Annotated in this window: 19 protein-coding genes; 5 read left to right on the top strand and 14 right to left on the bottom strand. The window is 50.4% G+C overall.

The features are described 5' to 3' along the window. Positions 1-8: 8 nt before the first annotated feature. The 3 genes from Q4E93_RS04035 to Q4E93_RS04025 are packed head-to-tail and all read right to left on the bottom strand — an operon-like array spanning position 9 to position 3,812. Entirely contained in the window at positions 9-806 is a 798-nt protein-coding gene (locus tag Q4E93_RS04035) for a DUF3050 domain-containing protein (RefSeq protein WP_303582801.1), read from the bottom strand. Further along, on the bottom strand, positions 799-2,616 hold the full coding sequence (locus tag Q4E93_RS04030) for a glycoside hydrolase family 35 protein (protein ID WP_303582800.1): 1,818 nt from the start codon (positions 2,614-2,616) through the stop codon (positions 799-801). The genes Q4E93_RS04035 and Q4E93_RS04030 overlap by 8 nt, the downstream gene beginning before the upstream one ends. Beyond that, a complete protein-coding gene (locus tag Q4E93_RS04025) occupies positions 2,613-3,812 on the bottom strand; it encodes an exo-alpha-sialidase (protein WP_303582799.1) in 1,200 nt (399 codons plus the stop codon). Before Q4E93_RS04025 ends, Q4E93_RS04030 begins: the two co-directional genes overlap by 4 nt. Positions 3,813-3,898: 86 nt before the next feature. On the opposite strand from Q4E93_RS04025, the gene Q4E93_RS04020 reads away from it, so the two are divergent. After that, on the top strand, positions 3,899-4,453 hold the full coding sequence (locus Q4E93_RS04020) for a hypothetical protein (protein ID WP_303582798.1): 555 nt from the start codon (positions 3,899-3,901) through the stop codon (positions 4,451-4,453). Positions 4,454-4,602: 149 nt separating this feature from the next. On the opposite strand, the gene rpiA is transcribed toward Q4E93_RS04020, so the two are convergent. Next, a complete protein-coding gene (gene rpiA / locus Q4E93_RS04015) occupies positions 4,603-5,298 on the bottom strand; it encodes a ribose-5-phosphate isomerase RpiA (RefSeq protein ID WP_303582797.1) in 696 nt (231 codons plus the stop codon). Positions 5,299-5,542: 244 nt separating this feature from the next. Here rpiA and Q4E93_RS04010 point away from each other — a divergent pair, with 244 nt between their 5' ends. The 3 genes from Q4E93_RS04010 to moeB are packed head-to-tail and all read left to right on the top strand — an operon-like array spanning position 5,543 to position 8,354. Next, entirely contained in the window at positions 5,543-6,481 is a 939-nt protein-coding gene (locus tag Q4E93_RS04010; RefSeq protein WP_303582796.1) for a PLP-dependent cysteine synthase family protein, read from the top strand. A 1-nt stretch (position 6,482) separates the two neighbouring features. Further along, positions 6,483-6,911, top strand: coding sequence for a M67 family metallopeptidase (locus Q4E93_RS04005; RefSeq protein ID WP_303582795.1), 429 nt, complete (start codon positions 6,483-6,485; stop codon positions 6,909-6,911). 15 nt (positions 6,912-6,926) lie between these two features. Further along, the gene (gene moeB, locus Q4E93_RS04000; RefSeq protein ID WP_303582794.1) at positions 6,927-8,354 is read left to right on the top strand and encodes a molybdopterin-synthase adenylyltransferase MoeB; all 1,428 of its coding nucleotides are present in this window, start codon (positions 6,927-6,929) and stop codon (positions 8,352-8,354) included. Positions 8,355-8,366: 12 nt separating this feature from the next. On the opposite strand, the gene Q4E93_RS03995 is transcribed toward moeB, so the two are convergent. The 7 genes from Q4E93_RS03995 to Q4E93_RS03965 all read right to left on the bottom strand — a co-directional run bounded on the left by Q4E93_RS03995 (position 8,367) and on the right by Q4E93_RS03965 (position 14,368). After that, positions 8,367-8,537 (bottom strand): hypothetical protein, encoded by a 171-nt coding sequence (locus Q4E93_RS03995; protein WP_303582793.1) that lies wholly within the window; start codon positions 8,535-8,537, stop codon positions 8,367-8,369. Between the two features lie 295 nt (positions 8,538-8,832). Then, positions 8,833-10,899, bottom strand: a complete 2,067-nt coding sequence (locus Q4E93_RS03990) for an alpha-ketoacid dehydrogenase subunit alpha/beta (protein WP_303582792.1) — start codon at positions 10,897-10,899, stop codon at positions 8,833-8,835. A 66-nt stretch (positions 10,900-10,965) separates the two neighbouring features. Then, positions 10,966-11,577, bottom strand: a complete 612-nt coding sequence (locus Q4E93_RS03985) for a fumarylacetoacetate hydrolase family protein (protein WP_303582791.1) — start codon at positions 11,575-11,577, stop codon at positions 10,966-10,968. 155 nt (positions 11,578-11,732) lie between these two features. Continuing rightward, positions 11,733-12,311, bottom strand: coding sequence for an aminoacyl-tRNA hydrolase (gene pth, locus Q4E93_RS03980; protein ID WP_303582790.1), 579 nt, complete (start codon positions 12,309-12,311; stop codon positions 11,733-11,735). An 80-nt stretch (positions 12,312-12,391) separates the two neighbouring features. Next, the gene (locus tag Q4E93_RS03975; protein WP_303582789.1) at positions 12,392-13,033 is read right to left on the bottom strand and encodes a 50S ribosomal protein L25; all 642 of its coding nucleotides are present in this window, start codon (positions 13,031-13,033) and stop codon (positions 12,392-12,394) included. 25 nt (positions 13,034-13,058) lie between these two features. Further along, complete coding sequence (locus tag Q4E93_RS03970; protein ID WP_303582788.1) at positions 13,059-14,009, bottom strand: ribose-phosphate diphosphokinase; 951 nt, start codon at positions 14,007-14,009, stop codon at positions 13,059-13,061. A 155-nt stretch (positions 14,010-14,164) separates the two neighbouring features. Beyond that, entirely contained in the window at positions 14,165-14,368 is a 204-nt protein-coding gene (locus Q4E93_RS03965) for a hypothetical protein (RefSeq protein WP_303582787.1), read from the bottom strand. A gap of 130 nt (positions 14,369-14,498) precedes the next feature. On the opposite strand from Q4E93_RS03965, the gene radC reads away from it, so the two are divergent. Further along, entirely contained in the window at positions 14,499-15,200 is a 702-nt protein-coding gene (radC, locus tag Q4E93_RS03960; RefSeq protein ID WP_303582786.1) for a RadC family protein, read from the top strand. A 17-nt stretch (positions 15,201-15,217) separates the two neighbouring features. Here radC and Q4E93_RS03955 read toward each other — a convergent pair whose 3' ends face one another. The 3 genes from Q4E93_RS03955 to Q4E93_RS03945 all read right to left on the bottom strand — a co-directional run bounded on the left by Q4E93_RS03955 (position 15,218) and on the right by Q4E93_RS03945 (position 20,256). Then, entirely contained in the window at positions 15,218-15,532 is a 315-nt protein-coding gene (locus Q4E93_RS03955) for a DUF3467 domain-containing protein (protein WP_303582785.1), read from the bottom strand. A gap of 101 nt (positions 15,533-15,633) precedes the next feature. Beyond that, positions 15,634-17,085 (bottom strand): RagB/SusD family nutrient uptake outer membrane protein, encoded by a 1,452-nt coding sequence (locus Q4E93_RS03950; RefSeq protein WP_303582784.1) that lies wholly within the window; start codon positions 17,083-17,085, stop codon positions 15,634-15,636. A gap of 39 nt (positions 17,086-17,124) precedes the next feature. Further along, positions 17,125-20,256, bottom strand: a complete 3,132-nt coding sequence (locus Q4E93_RS03945) for a SusC/RagA family TonB-linked outer membrane protein (RefSeq protein ID WP_303582783.1) — start codon at positions 20,254-20,256, stop codon at positions 17,125-17,127. Positions 20,257-20,336: the final 80 nt, after the last annotated feature.

Raw genomic sequence — 20,336 nt, 5'->3', positions numbered from 1 at the left:
TTGTCTGTTTACGCAATCCTCAGACCATCCTTTGCCAGCGTTTTATCGATAGCTGCTGCCACCGCGTCCCATAGGCGGATACGCGCCTTGATGGCAGAGATAGCATATCGTGTAGCCGAAGCCCACTTATCTTCATCCTCACCGCATAGCTCCTTCACCATGGCCATGGCAAGGTTACTATGATGATCCCCATCCACCTCGATATGACGCTCCAGGTAATATTTGAAAATATGCAGTGCCCCCGGCATTTCATTAGAAAGGTCGGCAATGATCCGAAGGAACATGTCAGGAATGAGATCCTCCCGGCCAAACGTGAAAACAGCCGCTATGCTATGCACCTCTCCGTTTGTGATCGTGTCAAAAGTAAATTCCAGGAACTCCTTTATTGCATCCTCTTTCACGCCCTGGATGGCGTCCCCGATGGGCATACCGCCATGCACCTCCCGCACCATCCGTTCTATCCCATCGGTGGCAGCGCCCGCCTCCCGCATGGCCCGCAGGTAAAGTTCGAAATGACTGGTACATCTTCCCTCCTCATCCACATCGGACTCCTCTCCCACAACGATCTCATTAATGAGATACCGGGTATTCGCACTGCCCACCGGTACCCAGGGAACAGATACCCCCGTCAACGCCCCTTGCAGCGCTTTCAGCAAAGACATGAAGTCCCATACGGCAAACACATGGTGCTGCATGAACAGCCGAAGCGCTTCCGGGCTTTGTATGCGCTGGTATACGGGATGAGCGATCAGGCGATCGCGCGTGGGGGCAAGCGCCTCTTTCAGCGCAGCGATTTGTTTACTCATTATCTAATGTTCTTCTTCCTTTTACACTTGCAGCTTCCTGTTGATGCAGGTCCAGCACGATCATGATATTTTGTCCTTTCTTCAGCCAGGAAGCAGGACAGTACAGTCGCTGCTGAGGTCCTACATACCAGTATCTGCCCAGGTTATGGCCGTTTACCCACACCATCCCCTTCTTATACCCGCTCATATCGAAATAGGTATCAGCTGTTGCCGTCAACTCAAAATTTCCCTTAAAAAAGACCCCTTCTTTCTTCCCTTCCCGAAGCTCGTCCCCCGCAGCCCGCAGCTTTTCCACCGTCCCCTCATTCAATGGCAGCGGGAAGATCTCCCAGTTCATCAACGTCATGCCATTCAGCGACACACGGTCTGTTATCCCTTTCCTGTCGATCATATACTGTGCAAAATTGATATGCCCCATCCCCTCCACGAGGATCTCCAGTACAGGGTCCTTTACGTCCGTTTTCGGCAATTTCACCGACCAGTTACCGCCATCCCTGAATACCGTATCGATGAGCTTACCATCCAGGAACACCAGCGCATAGTCATGCGGCTCCGTAATGGTCAGCGTCCCGCTTTTATGCCCTACGAGCTTTGTCCTATAGAGAATAAGACCGCCATGCTGATCATAATCCTCCATGGGTCGGGGTTGTGGCGAATGGATCGCCGCAGGCAAATGATCCCATACCGACGTAAAAGGCGCCAACGTAAAAGGAGCCACCTCCATTGATGGGACTGCCGCCGGCACCTCCGGCAACGCAGCTCTGGAATATTCTCCGATCAACTTCCGTAATGCATAGTATTTGGGAGTGGCGTTTCCCTGCTCGTCAATAGGCGCATCATAATCATAGCTGGTAACATCCGGCTGGAACTGAACAGGCGTAAATGCATTCGCGCCGGCAGTGTATCCGAAATTGGTCCCGCCATGAACTACGTATAAATTGAACGAACGTTGACGCGATAGCAGGTAGCGCACTTCCCTTAGGATACCCGCCGTGTCCGGACGCTGCCATTTCTCTTTCCAATGTGTCAGCCAACCCGGATAAGTCTCGCTGCTGAAGGCCGGCACATGAGGGTCCTTTTTTTGTGCCTGCCCAAAATCCTCATCGCTGCCGCCGCTGTCAAGACCAATAGCACAGCCCGGTAAGGAGCCGGCCTCCAGCATGAAATCCGTCGGTCCATCCGCCGTATAGAAAGGTACCGTGATCCCCGCAGCCCTCCACAGTTGCCTCAGGTTCTCCAGGTATGTCCGGTCATTGCCATAGCTGCCATATTCATTTTCTATCTGTGTCATTAAAATGGGGCCTCCATGATCACACTGCAGCGGGAGCATCTCTACAGCCACGCGCGCAATATACCGCTTCACCGCATTCATATACCGGGGGTCCATGCAGCGGATCTTTATGTCGGGGATCTTCAACAGGTAGAAAGGAAGCCCGCCCCAATCCCACTCTGCACATACATATGGTCCAGGCCGCAGCAGCACCCACATCTTCTCCTCCCGGCAGATGCGGATAAAAGCCGCTATGTCATGATTGCCAGTCTTAAAATCCCACACACCCGGCGCAGACTCATGATAGTTCCAGAACAGGTATACCGCAATGGTATTGCAACCCATGGCCCTGGCCATACGGATCCGGTGTCTCCAGTACTCCCTTGGGATACGGGCAGGGTGCATTTCTCCGCTGATGATCCGGAAAGGCTTCCCATCCAGCAGGAACGCACTATTGTCAAAAGAGAATACATGCTTCTCCTGGGCTGACATTTCCTGCCTCAAAAGCAATGCCATTAAAACGATCCCAATAACCTTCATAGCTTGTCTTTTTTTATTTTATTCAGCTGGGCAAGCGAAAACCTAAGTACTTCGATAGACTCTTTCTGACGTGAAATGATGACATACATATACCCTCCATCGATCATGGAATGGGGATATCCGTATTGTCCCCCCTTCCACAACCCCTCCGCCTTCAGGGTATAAGGCTCGTCGGCGATGAGCCTGCACTCATCGAAAGTATGCCCGTCTTCCGAAACGGCCAGCACCAATGGGGTACGGGCATAGTGATGCACAGAGTCCGGGATCCCCACATAATACCAGCGGCCGTCCGGCAGTTGCCCAAAATGGAATTTGCTGTCATTATCCGTGAACGCAGTCTCTTTCGGGAAAGACCAAAGCCCGCCATTGTCCCGGCTTTCGGTCACCCATAAACGCCCCTTCCAGCCCTTTCCCGTCACACGCAGCAACATATGCAAGACGCTGTCGCCCTGCCGGGCATTCCCTCCTGTCATAAAGAATGAACCCTCACACAAAGGCGGCAACCCCATCTTTGCAGCAGGTGCATAAAAGGTCGCCGGATTATCTTCCTCGTATAAAGAATCAGGGTAGAAGCTGCTCATCTTCCAGCCCGAAAGCCCACGCGGGTCATCCGTATATGGAAAAGTAAAGTTACCGCTGATGATCAGCCTTCCGCCCCCTGCCCGCTGAGGGCCATGATTGGGATTCACGGGTACGCCCATATCCCGCGGAGCGCTCCAATGCAGTCCGTCACCGCTTACTTTTGCCCATAGATGCGTATGCTGCCGATGAGGTGAGTATTCGCCGTAATAAGCCACTAAAGAATCGCCAAACAGGTGGAAACCTGCCGCAGTAAGCACATTCGCCGTATCCCCACGATAAAGGGAAGGGCTTGCCAGCACCCGGGCAACACTCCAATGAAAGAAATCATCCGATACGGCATACACCACCCGCTGACCGGGAGCGTCCTCGTCCTTCATCCCGTCGGACCAGACGGCAATATATTTTTTCCTGAATTTTGTGATGGAAGGATGATGATTGTACAGCCACGATGATTGCGGCGTGTAGATCATAGCCCGCTCGATCCGCAGCCCCGGCAAAATGCCCGGCTGCCTTACAACGATCTCTGTTCCGCCCCCCTGCCCGATAACCGCCAGCCTCCCGAAAAGGAGCATCAGCGAAAGACAGCCTTGAACGATCCGGCTTCGGGAATTCATGGCGCTAATATACGCAGGATCACCGAGGCAAAGTTCTCCCGTACTCCTCAATTTTTTTAGTAATTTCAGCGCTCTTAACCTTATTTATGGGGCAAACACTGCTATGGGAATCCGATGTCACAGACTGGGAGAAGGTCTCAGTCGACGCCTACAAGTTCGTTATCGAGCAGGCCAAAGAACAGCTGAACGAGGTCATTGAGGAATCCCAGATAATCACCAAAAGAGGCATGTCCATCCTCCTCTCCTATATAGCAGCGCTGTCTGGCATACTGGGCTATGCCTTTTCCGAGAAATCAAAAATTATCCATGGGAATGGCTGGCTCATCTGCTTTTCCATCTTCATTGCAATCTTATCTATATACGCATTCACGCTTTTATTCCAATTGATATATCCTAAAGATGTCTTCTACAAAGGCAGCCCTCCAAAAGAGATCTTCTACAAAGAGGTGTTTGACGGTTTATCGGAACAGGAAGGGTTGAAAAATGTACTATACAACGAAATAGAAAGGATCCAGGACAAGATCGAGAGAATGATAAAGTCGAATAGAAAAAGGTTCGCTCAATACAGAACAACCTTGAAGATCTCCCTCCTGCTGGTAGCCATGGCTATATTTATAATAGTAAGGGCTATCTATAATTAACTGCCAGTCCGGATGCTGATCTGGGGAGTATTAGGCTTTGGGCTTACACGTGGTTTTGCCATAACTCAACTAATTTTCCCAAAATTACAACTTTTCCCTTGTCCTTCCAAGCCCCCCCATTTTAACACAATTTACTAATTATCAATACATTAAACCTTTCCATTTTTCGAAATCACCTTGACCTCTCCCCCTGGAGCCCCGGAAATGATCACATCGGCCATCCCAATAAAAAAACCGTCCTCCATCACCCCCGTAATGTCGCTCACCTGCCGGTGTAAGAGCGCCGGGTCATGGATCGTTCCAAAAGAACAATCCAGTATATAGTGATTATTATCCGTCAGGTAAGGCTGGTCTCCGGCCATCCTCATTTTGGGCGTGCACCCCAGTGCCGCCAGCTTACGCTCCGTCAGCTCCCAGGCGAAAGGCGCTACCTCCACAGGCAGAGGGAACTTACCCAGTTTATCCACCAGCTTGCTTTCGTCCACAATGATGATATAAAATTTTGTCACGGCGGCTACGATCTTCTCCCTTAGCAGCGCCCCGCCCCCACCCTTGATCAGGTTGAGCTCCTTATCCACCTCATCCGCTCCGTCAATGGTAATATCCAGATGATCCACGGCCGAAAAAGGGATAATGGGAATATTGAGCTCCCTGGCTAATGCCTCGGATTGCAAAGAGGTAGCCACGGCCTTTATAGACAAGCCCTCTTTCACCATATCCCCGATGCCCTGGATGGCCCAATAGGCGGTGGATCCCGTCCCCAGACCCAGGGTCATGCCCGCGCGAATGTATTCAATTGCTTTCCCGGCTGCTAGCTTTTTTCCTTTGATGGCAGGATTCTCCATGATTATCAATAGTTTATATATGTTTACTCTACTTTTTTGGTGGGGAAAGTAAATTTCCCTACTTTTAGGTCATCATTCTCCCACATGAATCAAACGTTTGCAAATATAACTTGTTGTTGTTGCTGTTGTAAGCAAATATCGGTTATTTGGGTGGAGGATGACCTCTCATAAGCTTAGTAAAAACTGTTATAAACAACATATAAAAGCTCCACCACCAGTGGAGCTTTTTTTATTTATGATGATTATGTCAACAACAACGGACCTCACCATCGACAGCAACCTGCTCACCTCCGTCCGGGGGCTGGAGAAAAAGATCGGGAATACCCCTCTGCAGCCTATTACCCGCCTGTTCAATAAAAACAATGTGCGGATCTATGCAAAAAAAGAATGGATGCAGCTGTCAGGCAGCGTGAAAGCCCGTGCCGCATACAACATCATCCGAAAAGCCATTGAAAGCGGCGCCCTCACCAGGGAAAGAACCTTGCTGGACGCCACCAGCGGTAATACCGGTATAGCCTATGCGCATATTGCCAGTGAACTGGGCATTCCTGTTGCGCTATGCCTGCCGGAAAATGCATCTAAGGAGCGAAAGGATATCCTGGAATCGCTGGGCGTAAGGTTGATCCTCACCTCCCGCTTTGAAGGCACGGACGGCGCCCAGCAGGTAGCAAAAGAGCTTGCCGCATCCGCTCCCGCCGGCTACTACTATGCCGATCAATACAAGAATCAATATAACTGGAAAGCACATTATCATTCCACTGCGCTTGAGATCTATGGAGAGCTCCCCGGCATCACACACTTTGTAGCAGGGCTGGGCACCACCGGCACGTTTATCGGCACAGGCCGTCGTCTGCGGGAGTTGAAGCCATCCATCCGCCTGATCTCTTTGCAGCCTGATTTCGCTTTGCACGGATTGGAAGGCTGGAAGCACATGGAAACAGCCGTCGTCCCGGGAATCTATGACCCTACAGTAGCCGATGCCAACTACGAGGTCAGCACCGAAGAAGCCCATGAGCTGATCAGGGCGGCCTACAAACATGAAGGGCTCCTGCTGAGCCCGTCCTCGGCAGCCAACCTGGCCGGTGCGATCCGCATCGCCGAAGGCCTTGAAGAAGGGACGGTTGTCACCGTGCTACCCGATAACGCGGATAAATACAGTGAAGTCATAAAAAAAATTCTATAACATGATCATCATCGAACCCCGTGTCCGGCAATTAATGATAGAAGATGCAGTCAGCACATTCCCCGATGAATGTTGCGGCTTCATGTTCGGCCGGGAAGAAACAGACGGCACACGCCTTATCCTCGACGTATTGGTAGTGGACAACTCAAAGGAAGGGGACAAACGCAGACGCTTTGCTATCTCTCCGCAGGATTACATGACGGCTGAGCAGCATGCGCTGGATCACGATTGGACCTTGCTGGGAGTATACCACTCCCATCCCAATCATCCGGCCATTCCTTCAGAGCATGACCGGGTGGCCGCGCAGCCCTTTTTCTCCTACCTGATCATTTCCGTACTAAACAACGAGATCATCACCCTGCGTTCCTGGCTGCTGAATGATGACCAGCAATTTGAAGAAGAAAAGATCATCGATTATCAATTCACATAATAAAATATAAATAAAATGGCAACAGTGATCATTCCCACTCCCCTGAGGAAATTCACCAATAACACGGCCCGGCTGGAAGTCAGGGCTGGCACGATACAGGACACGGTCAACGAGCTGACCCAGAACTTTCCGGACCTGAAAAAGCATCTCCTGGACGAAGGCGGAAGCATCCGTTCTTATGTCAACATTTTCGTCGGCAACAACGATATTCGCGACCTCCAGCAGGAGCATACCGCAGTTAAAGAAGACACTGTCATCAGCATCGTTCCCGCCATCGCCGGCGGCGCCCCGGACCAGCTTTTCACAAAAGAAGAGCTGGCGCGCTACAACAGGCATATCATCATCCCCGGATTCGGAATGGAAGCCCAGGAGAAGCTGAAGAAAGCAAAGGTCCTGGTCATCGGCTCCGGCGGGCTGGGCAGCCCTGTGTTGTTATACCTGGCGGCTGCCGGCGTGGGCACGCTCGGCATCGTCGACTTCGACGTGGTGGACGACAGCAACCTGCAAAGGCAGGTGCTCTTCGGCATCGATGAGATCGGCAAACCCAAGGTAGAAGCTGCAAGGAGAAGACTGGCGGCCCTGAACCCCCATATAAAGTTGAATATTTACAACACCCATATCAACTCCCAGAACGCGCTGGACATCGTAAAAGACTATGATGTCATTGCGGACGGGACGGATAATTTCCCCACCCGTTACCTGGTCAATGACGCAGCGGTGCTGCTGGGCAAGCCCAACATTTACGCGTCGATCTTCCAGTTCGAAGGACAGGTGTCCGTGTTCAATTATACGGATGCCAGCGGCAACACCGGGCCCAACTACCGTGACCTCTATCCCACCCCCCCTCCTCCCGGACTGGTCCCCAGCTGTGCGGAAGGCGGCGTCCTGGGCGTATTGCCAGGCATCATCGGCAGCCTCCAGGCACTGGAAGTAATCAAGGTCATTACAGGCGTGGGTGAAACCCTTTCCGGTCGCTTCTATATCTTCGATGCCCTGAATTTTGAAAGCAGGACCTTTAATATCAAAAGAAGGGAAGACAATCCCATCAACGGAAAAAATCCGACGATCACAGCTCTCATCGATTATGAGCAGTTCTGCGGCATGCGAGCCGTCGAAGAAAAACCCCTGAAAGAGATCACGGCGAAGGAACTATACGACTGGCAGGTGAGAGGAGAAAAATTCCAGCTTATCGACGTGCGGGAACCCCATGAATTCGATATCGTCAACATCGGAGGCGAGCTGATCCCCCTGGCTACGGTAGCCGACAACGCAGGCAGGATCGATACACAGCAGCATGTTGTCATTCATTGCAAAATGGGCGGCAGAAGCGCAAAAGCCATTCGTGAGCTGGAAGAAAAATTCGGATTCACTAACCTTTATAATCTTAAAGGGGGCATCCTCTCCTATATTGACGAGGTACAACCCGAACTGACAAAATACTAGAACGGCGAATTGTTATCGCTGCGGAGCGCCCGATGCCCCGGCACAATGTCCGGCAGGCATGGTGAATGCAATCGATTGGCCGGCAACCTTACACACGGGAGCCGGCTTTTTTGTTTCCCGCGCCGTAAAGGCGAAAAGCAGGAGCAGCACCCCGACAAATGAAAGAATTGCTAACCGTTGCATATACTTGATTTTATAATAAGCGAAAAATTCTCCAACAGCTTGACCACTCAGTTCCTGATGCCCTGGCAACCGCTGACCGTACAGGACTAAGCAACCACCTGCCGTCTCGTCTAATCAAGCCTGCTAACCAGGGTATCAGGAAATTTTCTCTATCCTCATTTTCACCAAATAAAGATAGCACCACCCCTCCGGAACTCCAAATAAATAGTCCACTAATTTTGTAGACTTTAAAAATAAATTTCCACCTCTCCGTTCCTGCTGATCTACAGCGTCGCAGGCGGGCGAAAAGCAACGCCTAATAATCCAGTAACTTTTCGATTATTTCACTGACTTTGAAAGCATTGGGGAGCATGGCATTCTCCAGCGCCATGTTCATGGGTACAGCAGGCAGGTTGAGAGCGCCTTTTACTTCCACCGGGGCGTCCAGGTAAGCGTAGCAATTACCGGAGATCCTCCAGGCCAATGCTTCGGCAAAAGAATTGTTTTGTTGTTCTTCCGTCAGTACCAGGCATTTGCCGTGCCGGCGTACGGTGGCAAATATCTGCTCTTCGTCCAGGGGATAAAGGGTACGCAGGTCCAGTATCTCCACGCAGCCGGGAAAATATTTGGCGGCGGCCTTTGCCCAGTACACTCCCATGCCATACGTAATGACACAGCAGGTCTCTCCCTTGCGGGTAGCGCTTTCATCCGCGTTCAGCACGATGCCCGCCTTTCCCAATGGAAGGATATAGTCCCTGGAAGGCTCGACGCATTTCGCGTCCTCCGTACCCGGCACCTTGCTCCAGTACAGGCCCTTGTGCTCCAGCATCACCACGGGGTTGGGGTCCATAAAAGCAGCCTTCATCAATCCTTTCATATCGGCCGCATTGGAGGGATAGACAACCTTGATACCCTTGATGGATAAAAGTGTGGATTCAATGCTGCCGCTGTGGTAAGGCCCGCCTCCTCCATAGGCGCCTACAGGCACACGGATCAGCGTTTGTATGGGGAATTTTCCTGCGCTCAGATAACAGGACTTGGAGATCTCAGTCACCAGCTGATTGAATCCCGGGTAAATATAGTCGGCAAATTGTACTTCCACGATAGGCTTGGCACCCACTGCGCTCATTCCCACCGTGGACCCGATGATATAAGCTTCCTGGATGGCCGTATTGAAAACCCGGTGATCCCCGAATTGCTCGGCCAGGGTCGCTGCTTCCCTGAAGACTCCCCCCAGGCGCCTGCCCACATCCTGTCCATATAGCAATGCCTCCGGATGATCCTCCATGATCTCGCGGATGGCAAATAAGGCAGCGTCCACCATAATCACCTTTTCTCCATCAGCCGGGCTGCGCTGCCCCTTCTCTTCCGTCACAGGCGAAGGAACAAAAACAAAGTTTTCCACCGTGGCCGGGTCCGGATCGGGGGCGGCCACTGCGGACTGGAATTGCCTGGCAACAAAGTCGGCGGCAGCTTTTTCCATGTCGGATAGCTGAGTTTCTTCCATTCCTAAACCCAGCATGCGTGCCCTGAGTTTGTAAAAGGGATCCTGCCTGGCATGCTCTTCCAGGTCTTCCGCACTCCGGTAAAACTCTTTGCGTACGCCGCTGGTATGATGGCCCAGCAAGGGTACTTTCGCCTGCACCAGATAGGGGCGCCTGCCCTGCCGAACATCCCGGATCACCCGGTCCATTGCCTCAAAGCTCTCCTGGAAGTCGCTGCCATCGATACGTATGCGCCCCATTCCTTTAAAACCGGCAGCATATTCATAAGCGTCCATCGCCCGGGACTCTTCGCTGCGGACACTGATGCCCCAATCGTTGTCCTGCACCAGGTAGATGATCGGCAGCTCCTTTAATACGGCAAACTGGAAAGCCTCGCTGACCTCTCCCTCCGTCACACTGGCATCTCCCAGGCTGCAAATAACCACGGGCGCCTCGCCCTCCGCCCCCTTTTTGAATAAAGGGGAGTCAATACGCTCCAGGTAACGAAGCCCCTGCGCTATCCCCGTTGTAGGAATAACCTGCATACCCGTAGCGCTGCTCTGATGAATGATCCCTGGTTTATCTTTTTCCCGATGATTGGGATGACCATAATATTCGCGTCCGCCCGTGAACGGATCATTTCCCTTTGCCAGCAATTGCAGCATGAGCTCGTAAGGCTCGAACCCCAGTCCCAGCAGGATGCTCTCGTCCCGATAGTAAGGGCTCACCCAATCATAGGGTTGAAGATGAAAGGCGGCAGCCAGCTGAATGGCCTCATGCCCCCTTGAAGTGGAGTGGACATATTTGCAGATAGAGCGGTTATTTTCATAGGTGGCGGCCATCTCGCGGGCGATGCACATAAGGCGATAGGCGCGCAACAATATTTCAACAGTTATCATGTAGGTTTTATAAAAAAAATGCCATCCTGCGAAATACAGAATGGCATTGATCTAACGACGATTGAATTATTTTATTTCTATGGTCAGTAAGCTATCGTCTTCAATAAATGCCTCCAGCTCATCTCCTACCACACATTCACCTACACCCGCCGGTGTGCCCGTGAATACAAGATCGCCGATGTTGACGGAGAAATAATTGGAAATATAAGCAACGACCTTATCAAAGCTATTGATCATCAGGCTTGAATTGCCTTGCTGCACCAGCTCCTTGTTCTTGTAAAGGCAGAAGTTAAGATCCTTCTTGTTCTTTACGTTCTGAAGAGGTATCCATTTGCCGATGGCTGCAGAATTGTCCCAGGCCTTCGCTTTTTCCCATGGAAGCCCTTTCTCCTTTAGCTCATTCTGGATGTCCCTGGCGGTGAAATCAATGCCTACCGTCACCGCATCATAGTATTTGCTGGCAAAGCGGTCCTGGATATATTTACCGTTCTTGGATATGCGCAGCACCAACTCGCATTCATAGTGCAACTCATTGGTAAACTCCGGGTAATAAAATGGCGTATGTGCTTGCAGCAATGCGCTCTTAGGCTTCATAAAAATGATAGGCTCATCCGGGATCTCATTATTCAATTCCTTGGCATGAGCAACATAGTTACGGCCAACACAGAATATTTTCATATTCAATCAGGGTTTTTAAATAGAAAATTCTTTAAACCAGTTTTCATTTGGCCTGAAAAGACCCTGGGCACAACACAGGAATATTGAATATTAAAATATCTACTCTTAGGGATGAATACAATATTTATGCGAAAATAAAGATTCCCCTTTATAAATCATAGCGTAAAATCCAAATTATTGTATTGGTTCATAGTCCTTTCTATTCCGCTGGTGGCAAAGCTTTCGATCAATTCCACAGACTTCTCTACTTTCAACCTTACCAGTGGTAATTCATTTTCTTTCCACTTTCCCAATACATAATCGACCTGTTTTCCCTTAGGGAAATTATTACCTATGCCAAATCGTAATCTGGGGTAACCATTGGTTCCTAGCACCTCCTCGATGCTCCGCAGCCCATTGTGCCCAGCTGCGCTTCCCCCGGGACGAAGCCTGAACTTTGACAGAGGCAGGGCCAGTTCATCAAGGACGACAAGTACATTTTCCAGGCTGATCTTTTCCTTGTCCATCCAGTATTTCACCGCCTTGCCGCTTAGATTCATAAAGGTAGTGGGCTTAATACAAACCAATATCTTCCCTTTCCACCTGATCTCTGCGACTTCGGCTAAGCGATCCAGTCCGAAAACGCCCCCATGCTTCTTTACCAGTTCATCTGCTACATCAAAACCAATATTGTGCCGGGTACCCGTATATTCGGACCCAATATTACCCAATCCCACGATGAGAAACTTTGCCATAAACGAAGGTCAGACAAGGGGGATTAAAAATAACAAAAACCCGGTTAAAATTATAACCGGGTTCCAACTAATAAATTACTTTATTTCTTACCGCCCGCCGCTGGCTTAGCCGCAGCAGGAGCGCCAGCTGCAGGAGCAGCGCCGGCAGCCGGAGCAGCAGCAGCTTCTTCCTGTTTCAATTGACGCGTCAGCACGATAGAAGCGATAGGAATACGCGGAGAGTTCAGGATCTCATAGTTTTCCGCTTTTACATCCTCCACCCGCACATTGCCGTTCAATTCCAGCTCGGTCAGATCCACTTCAATATTCTCTTTCAGAAATTTGGGAAGGGTCTTCACTTTTAAAGCCTTCATCTTGGTGATCAGCTTACCGCCATCTTTCACGCCTTTTGCAGCGCCGGTGAATTTAATAGGGATGGTGGCTACCACTTTTTTGTCTTCCACCAGCTCCAGGAAGTCAGCATGGATCAGCTGATCCGTTACCTTGTCAAATTGCAGGTCCTTCAAAATGCACCTGTAAGACGCACCATCCACCTTGATCTCGGCTAACTGGAAATCAGGTGTGTAGACCAGTGATTTAAAAGATGTCGCAAGAGCTGAGAAGTTCACCTCCTTTGCACCCCCGTAAATTACACCGGGCACTTTTTCCTCAGAGCGAAGTTGGCGGGTGGCTTGTTTGCCCATTTCGGTCCTGAGTTGTCCTTCGATTGTAATCGTTCTCATTGTTTATGTTTATTTAATAATTACCCTACTTATTCCTCAGCTGCGAGTGAATGAACAGCCCCGTAATGCTCCTGTTCTCATGCGCATTGCGTATTGCCACTGCAAACAGCTCTGCTACGCTCAACACCTTGATCTTCGGGCTGGGATGCTTCAGCGGTATAGTATCACATACCACCAGCTCTTCCAGCACACTGTTCTCGATGTTCTCAAACGCCTTGCCGCTCAATACCGGGTGCGTACACAACGCTCTCACGCTCCTGGCGCCCTTCTCCTTTAAGAGACCGGCGGATTTTGCCAGCGTTCCTCCCGTATCACAGATGTCATCTATCAGCACAATGTCCTTATTCGTTACATCTCCGATCACCACCATACTGGCTATCTCATTCGCACGTTTTCTATGCTTGTCACAGATCACCATTTCCGCATTGAAATAACTGGCGATCTCCCGGATACGATTGGCGCTACCCACGTCAGGGGCCGCAAAGGTAAGGTTTTCAACCTTAAGTTGCTCAATGTAAGGGATAAAAATGGCCGAGCTGTCCAGGTGATCCACCGGAATGTCAAAATATCCCTGGATCTGGGGGGCATGTAAGTCCATTGTAATGACCCGGTCCGCACCAGCCGCCACTAACATATTGGCAATCAATTTACTACCTATCGCCACGCGGGGTTTGTCCTTCCGATCCTGGCGTGCATACCCATAATAAGGTATTACAGCCACCACCTTATAGGCGGATGCCCGGCGGGCCGCATCGATCATAAGCAACAGCTCCAGCAGGTTCTCCGCAGGAGCAAACGTGCTTTGTACGAGGAAAACCATGTCTCCCCGGATGCTCTCATTAAAGGTCGTTTGTATTTCCCCATCGCTAAAACGTTGAATATTAACCTTCCCTGTAGGGGTACCGAATTGCTGAGCAATTTTCTCAGCCAGGTATTGTGACCCCGTGCCGGAAAAAATCTTGGCTAGATGCTGCATAAGTAGGTAAATGTGGGGCGAAGATATAACCGAAAAGAGGTTAGGTCCAAGACACTTTAAAAAAATATATTACGGCAGGGGGAAATACAAAAAAAGAGGTAACCTCCAGGGCACGGGACCTTGAAGGCAGCCTCTTTCAAAAAGGTGTATTCGATTTAATGATTTACAGAAGCCAATTGCGTCTTAGCAGCAGGTGTGACAACTGCTGTTTTTTCAGTGTCTCTGGTCGATTTTGAGTTCAGCACATAAAAAATAGAGGAACAAACAAAGATGGAGAAGAAAAGGGCGACAACATACATGCCGATACAGAAGAGAAATGGTTGCCAGCCGCCGATTGCGTTGAAAGTTGTGCGTTTCATTGGATTTTAGATTAAGTTTTCAAAAGATTACGGATACTATGAAACTGTCTGTCTGTGCTAATAACGAAAGAGTCGGATCCTTATTTTAACTCTTCTTTATAAAGTACAAAATAATACATTAAATTGATTTATGCAAGCTGAAAAGACCAGGAAATACCGCATAAAAAACTGGGCAAAAGACGAGCAGCCCCGCGAAAAATTACTAAGTAAAGGTCCCAGGGCCCTTAGTAATACCGAGCTGCTGGCCGTCCTCATTGGGACGGGCACTCCGGACCGCAACGCCATCGACACAGCAAGAGAGGTGCTCAAATTAGGCGACAACAACCTCATTACCCTTGGCCAGCTGTCCGCGACTCAGATCAGGCAGGTCAAAGGGATGGGACGGGCTAAGGCCGCTATTATCTCCGCTGCTATGGAACTGGGAAGAAGGAGGGACGCCAGCCTCCTGAATGAAAAGATCATTCTGAAACATGGCCGGGAAGCAGCTGCCTACCTGCAGGGCGAGCTGCAACACTTCAAACACGAAGTATTTGTAGCCATCTATCTCAACAACGCATGTAAGGTCCTGAAGTGGGAGCCCCTGAGCCAGGGTGGCCTCACCGGCACGGTGGCCGATCCCCGCATCATCCTGAAGAAAGCGTTGGAAGAAAATGCCGTCAACATTATCCTGGGTCACAACCATCCATCAGGGAATCTCCGTCCCAGCAAAGCCGATGAAGAGCTCACCCATAAAATAAAGGAGGGCGCCAGATACCTCGACATCAAATTGCTGGATCACATCATCGTGAGTGAGCAGGGGTATTTTAGTTTTGCAGACAGCGGAATGTTATAGTTGCGTCACAGGCTCCCCTACGCCTGCGCCGTCGGTCCTCCGAAATTCAAAGGCAGCTGCACCTCCTCCAGGTCCTGTATCTTCCCGTTGGCTGTTTCAAAACGGGCCAGGTTCTCCGTGAGCGCCTTCATAAAACGCTTGGCATGTTGCGGAGTAAGTATGATACGGCTCTTCACCTTGCTTTTGGGTGTACCCGGCATCACATTTACAAAGTCGATGACAAACTCGGCATGAGAATGCGTAATGATGGCAAGATTGGCATATTGACCTTCTGCCATTTCCTCGCTGATCTCTATATTAAGCTGGCTATTGGGCTGCTGATTCTCGGACATAATTGATGTTATTGTGCACCACAAGATACCACATTTCATCTTATAATAGAGAAGCCGCCCTGGAAGGAGCGGCCTCTCTCAGTTTTAAACCTCTACCCGTGTTACCACAGTGTATTGACTGCTGTTTCGCTGCTAGGAGCAGGGAACATATAGTTTTGGCTGGTAGGCGCAACTGCCACCGCGGCGCCTTTTGCCGGGAAGGTCTGTTGAAGACGGATGATATCTATACTCCGTAGCCCTTCTCCCAGGAATTCGATATTTCTTTCCTGCAATATGTCATTGATCAACTCTGTAGCAGAAGCTGGCGCAAAAGTCGTGGTTGCGTCGCTGCGTTGACGTACCGCATTCAACAATGCTACGGCCTGCGCATCTACCGCATTCGCTTTCCTGGTACGGGCTTCAGCCAGACTCAACATTACTTCCGAATAACGAAGGATGGGTACCCAATCAAGATAAGGTGAAGGGGACGAGAATTTGGTCCACCATTTCTTTCCCTTGGTGTCAGTGAAAATATAATTTCTGCGCACGTCCGTAGCTTTCCAGTTGGCGTCCGTGATGACCCCTGTAGCAGCATTCAGCGAATACTCGCCCGAGCCCTGAGAAGAATAATCCTTCGGGGGAAGATAATAGCTTCCCAGTTGACTCTGGCCTGCAGGCGCTTCCGCGGCTCCCGTGTATGGCAGGGAGAAGATGGACTCGGCCGTCATATAGGAAGTGAACACCGTGCCGAGGTCGCTTACAAGGGCATTGGCTACACCGGAAGGCGCCTTGAACGGGGCGGCAGCGGGTACGATCTTACTGGCTTCCGTGATCACATTGTCATAATTACCCATGCTGAGATAAACCCTTGTCTTCAAGGCGATCGCCGTGTTGACATGCGCATGCACAACATTTGTCGCATCGTCACCATAATCGGCAGGCAACCCGGATTCAGCGTCATTCAGGTCAGAGATGATCTGGTTATATACTTCCGCCACAGTGCTTCTGGCCAGGTTGCTAAAGCCGGAGCCCTTAATACCCTTCAGTCGCAGGGGGAGGCCCGGAGACGCGCCATTGTCCTTGGTATAGGGCGTAGCATACAGTTGAAGGAGATTATAATAAGCAAGGGCCCTGACGAATTTGGCTTCCGCATTATATTTCTTCGCCAGGTCATCACCTACTACCTTATTGCCTGTGGCCTCCATTCCATCCAGGAAAAGATTGCACTGGTTGATACAGAGGTAGGCGGCATTCCAGGTATTGTTGATATACGTGTCTCCGCCACCCACGGTAAAGTTCCAGATCAACAGCCCGGTGACCCCGTTACCCGTTTCATTGATGAAATTCTCTCCCCGGATGTCATTATAGATCGGCACCCTTCCACCCATGAATTGCCCGGACCTGACGGCCGCATACAGACCATTTACCTGATTGGCAATACGCCCTTTTGTCTGAAATACACTAGCGTCCGACAAGCCGGTGGACGATGAGGGATTTAGCTTGGCTTTACTGCAGGAACCTGCCGCCAAAGCCAGACCGGATAAAATTACAAGTTGATATATGTATTTTTTCATTGTGTGCTTTTTAAAATTAAACATGGTTAACCACAGGCATTAGAATCCTACATTCAATCCCACCGTAAATACCCGGCCATTGGCGACAGAGTTCCTGTCTACACCCTGACCTTGCGTATCGTTGCCATTCGTGGATGTTTCGGGATCGGGTCCTTTATACTTGGTGATCACCAACAGGTTCTGACCACTGACATATACCCTGGCGTTGTTGATACCTATGCGCCCCAGCATTTTAGCAGGCAAGGCATAACCAAGGCTGACATTCCGCAGTTTTATGAAATCACCCTTCTGTGCATTCTCGGAAATGGGGTTGGCGCTGCCATTAGAGATATTGTCGCCATACACGATCTTGGGAATATCCGTTATCTGACCGGCATGTGTCCAGCGGCGGAGCACATCTACCGAGCTGTTCCAGAAGCGGTTGTCCCGGATGCTGGCCTGCGTACCGTTGTACACATAAAACCCGAACTCATAGGTGGCCAGGATACCCAGGTCAAAGCTACCATAGCGGAAAGTATTCTCAAAACCACCATAGTATTTGGGTATCACATTGAACAGGGGTCGTTTGTCCTTGGCAGGGTTAATCTTCGACGCAGCGGCTCCGGACTTGACATAAGTCCAGCTGGCGGTCTCATGCCCATACTCTATCTGCTCTCCGGCTCCATTCAGGAATATCCTGTGACCCGTCGCAGGATCCACGCCCTGGGTAGGATACAGGTACAGCGTTCCTATCGAATAACCTGGCATCGTAATACTCGTCTGCTCCAGACCACTGGTAGTATAAAGTATATTGTTAAGACCCGGCGCCAATGACGTCACCATGTTCTTGTTATAAGTGACATTCAAAGAGGTGGTCCAGCGGAAATTCTTGCTGGTCACCGGCCTTGCATTCAAGGTCACTTCAAATCCCTTGTTATACATCGTACCGATGTTGGTAGGGATCTGGAGACCCGGGATACCGGTGGAACCGGCCTGCGTAACTTTTATGATCAACCCGTCGATATTGTTCCTATACCAGGCCACATCACCGGAGATGACATCATTCAGCAGGCTGAACTGGAGGCCAATGTCCGTTTTCTTACTGGTTTCCCAGGTAAGATTGCTGTTCCCTGAATTAGTAAAGTTCAGCGCGGGATTACTATTGTAAAGTCCTGTGCCATAAAAGGAATAAGAGTCGAAATCACCGATGCCGGAAATATTTCCGGTGGTACCATAGCTGCCACGCAGCCGCAGGGTATTGATGACCTTACCTATCCCGCTGTTGGTAAAGAAACTTTCCTTGGCAATGTCATAGGCAACCGAAGCACTCCAGAAATTGCCGTATTTGTGACCGGGTGCAAAAGCAGAGTAGCCATCCCGGCGGAAGCTGCCGCTGACAAAATACCGCTTGTCAAAATCATAGTTCAGGCGGCCAAAGCCCGACACCAGGTAGTTTTCCGTGCGAAGGCCATTGGTGTTGCCTGATACGGTGGCAGGCACGTTGTCGGCAAATCCACCTTGTCCATTCGTAAAGAAGGGATCGGTCACATTGGTCCGGTCAATGCCATAGCCTAATTGAGTCGTATACTGTTGTTCCGTACCCACCAATAACCCTACCGTATGCTTGTCGGCGAAGATGTGGTCGTATTGGCCGGTGGAGGTCCAGATCCAACGCTTGTAAGTAAGATTGGAGTTGATGGCTTCACCACCGGGGTAGCCGTCACCATTCAGCGGCGTACTGAAAAAATCGTTGTCAGACAGCAGGTAATCCACCCCATATACCGTCTTTAAAGTGACGTCCGGTATGGGTTTCAGCTGCAGATACGCATTCGCCTGGATATGGTTGTTTTCCGTGCTGGTATGGTTATTCTCGATCAACACCAATGGATTGTAATAGCTGATCCCCGGATTTACATTGTTCATCGGTCCGATGGCTGCGCCATTCGTATTGTAAGTGCCGTCATTATTACGGGCAGCGATATTGGGAGGAAGGATCAGGGCAATACGGCCCAGACCGCCGGTGGAATAGGCCTGTCCGGGCAAAGACCCTGTCGAAGTGGCGGCCAGGTTGATCTCGTTGCTATAGCCGGCCTGGGCCCCTAATGAAAATACGTTCGAAACTTTATGGTCGATGCTGAAACGGAAGTTCTTTCTTTCAAAAGAGTTCTTTACAACGATGCCATTCTGCTTGGTATAGCCTGCGGAGATAAAGTAAGTAGTTGCTTCATTGCCGCCGGAAACAGTCAAAGCATGGCTGTGAGAGATCCCTGTACGATAGACGAGGTCCTTCCAATCCGTATTAATCTCCTTGCCGTCAGGACCATTGGTGGGCAGGAATTTTGCCGTGGCGCCGGGTTTATTGGCAACCCCTTCATTCTTGATCATCATATACTGATCCGCGTTCAGCGTTTTCCACAAGCGGGTAGCCTTGGTCTGGCCTACCCATCCGCTATAGGTCACTTTGGTTTTCCCTCTTTTGCCCCGTTTGGTAGTGATGATCACCACGCCATTGGCGGCACGGCTGCCATAGATCGCCGTAGCAGCCGCATCCTTCAGCACGTCCAGGCTTTCGATATCGGCCGGGTTGATACTGGCCAGGGGATTTGCTGCAGCATCCGACATGCTCACATCACCGGTGAATGTCGGAACACCGTCGATGACGATCAGGGGATAAGAGCTGAGAGAGATCGAGTTCGTTCCACGGATACGGAACACCGGGGGATTATTTACTACGCCGTTGGCAGACGTGATCTGCACCCCTGCCGCCTTACCGCCCAGTGCCGCATCAAAGCTCTGCACCGGGTTGTCGGCAATCGCAGCGCCTTTTACGCTGGCGATATTGCCTATTACATCCGATTTTTTTTGCACGCCGTAACCGACCACCACCACTTCGGTGAGGCTTGCATTTTTGCGGGCAACAGTAATATCTACTGAACCGGCGCCAACAGTAGCTTCTTTGAGTTCTATGCCTGCGCCGGAAACGATCAGCGTTTCACCGATGCTTGCACGAATGGAATAGTTGCCGTCAGCATCCGCGCTGACGCCTTTCTTCGTACCCTTAACTCTGATGGTGGAAAATGGGACCGGTTGGCCTTGTTGATCGGTTACCCGACCTGTAATTAGCTTGGTTTGAGCAAATGCCAATACGGAAGATAGTACCAGCACCGCTAACAGTGTTAGATGTTTTCTCATGTGGACAGTATGTTTTAGTTATACTGTTACTAAAAGTATGGAATTTCAAAATCCGTCAAAAAAAAAGTTAAAATCTGTTA

The sequence above is a fragment of the Flavitalea plasmicola genome (genome assembly GCF_030546645.1).
Lineage (GTDB): Bacteria > Bacteroidota > Bacteroidia > Chitinophagales > Chitinophagaceae > Puia.
The sequence above is the reverse complement of the archived record's forward strand: the minus strand, read 5'-3'. Positions and strand labels throughout refer to the sequence as shown.

Coding starts and splice junctions, on each gene's coding strand:
- Q4E93_RS04025 (WP_303582799.1), bottom strand. CDS start 3,812: ATGAATTCCCGAAGCCGGATCGTTCAAGGCTGTCTTTCGCTGATGCTC.
- Q4E93_RS03970 (WP_303582788.1), bottom strand. CDS start 14,009: ATGCAGCATCTAGCCAAGATTTTTTCCGGCACGGGGTCACAATACCTG.
- rpiA (WP_303582797.1), bottom strand. CDS start 5,298: ATGGAGAATCCTGCCATCAAAGGAAAAAAGCTAGCAGCCGGGAAAGCA.
- Q4E93_RS04030 (WP_303582800.1), bottom strand. CDS start 2,616: ATGAAGGTTATTGGGATCGTTTTAATGGCATTGCTTTTGAGGCAGGAA.
- Q4E93_RS03995 (WP_303582793.1), bottom strand. CDS start 8,537: ATGCAACGGTTAGCAATTCTTTCATTTGTCGGGGTGCTGCTCCTGCTT.
- moeB (WP_303582794.1), top strand. CDS start 6,927: ATGGCAACAGTGATCATTCCCACTCCCCTGAGGAAATTCACCAATAAC.
- Q4E93_RS04035 (WP_303582801.1), bottom strand. CDS start 806: ATGAGTAAACAAATCGCTGCGCTGAAAGAGGCGCTTGCCCCCACGCGC.
- Q4E93_RS03955 (WP_303582785.1), bottom strand. CDS start 15,532: ATGTCCGAGAATCAGCAGCCCAATAGCCAGCTTAATATAGAGATCAGC.
- Q4E93_RS04010 (WP_303582796.1), top strand. CDS start 5,543: ATGTCAACAACAACGGACCTCACCATCGACAGCAACCTGCTCACCTCC.
- Q4E93_RS03945 (WP_303582783.1), bottom strand. CDS start 20,256: ATGAGAAAACATCTAACACTGTTAGCGGTGCTGGTACTATCTTCCGTA.
- pth (WP_303582790.1), bottom strand. CDS start 12,311: ATGGCAAAGTTTCTCATCGTGGGATTGGGTAATATTGGGTCCGAATAT.
- Q4E93_RS03985 (WP_303582791.1), bottom strand. CDS start 11,577: ATGAAAATATTCTGTGTTGGCCGTAACTATGTTGCTCATGCCAAGGAA.
- Q4E93_RS04020 (WP_303582798.1), top strand. CDS start 3,899: ATGGGGCAAACACTGCTATGGGAATCCGATGTCACAGACTGGGAGAAG.
- radC (WP_303582786.1), top strand. CDS start 14,499: ATGCAAGCTGAAAAGACCAGGAAATACCGCATAAAAAACTGGGCAAAA.
- Q4E93_RS04005 (WP_303582795.1), top strand. CDS start 6,483: ATGATCATCATCGAACCCCGTGTCCGGCAATTAATGATAGAAGATGCA.
- Q4E93_RS03965 (WP_303582787.1), bottom strand. CDS start 14,368: ATGAAACGCACAACTTTCAACGCAATCGGCGGCTGGCAACCATTTCTC.
- Q4E93_RS03950 (WP_303582784.1), bottom strand. CDS start 17,085: ATGAAAAAATACATATATCAACTTGTAATTTTATCCGGTCTGGCTTTG.
- Q4E93_RS03990 (WP_303582792.1), bottom strand. CDS start 10,899: ATGATAACTGTTGAAATATTGTTGCGCGCCTATCGCCTTATGTGCATC.
- Q4E93_RS03975 (WP_303582789.1), bottom strand. CDS start 13,033: ATGAGAACGATTACAATCGAAGGACAACTCAGGACCGAAATGGGCAAA.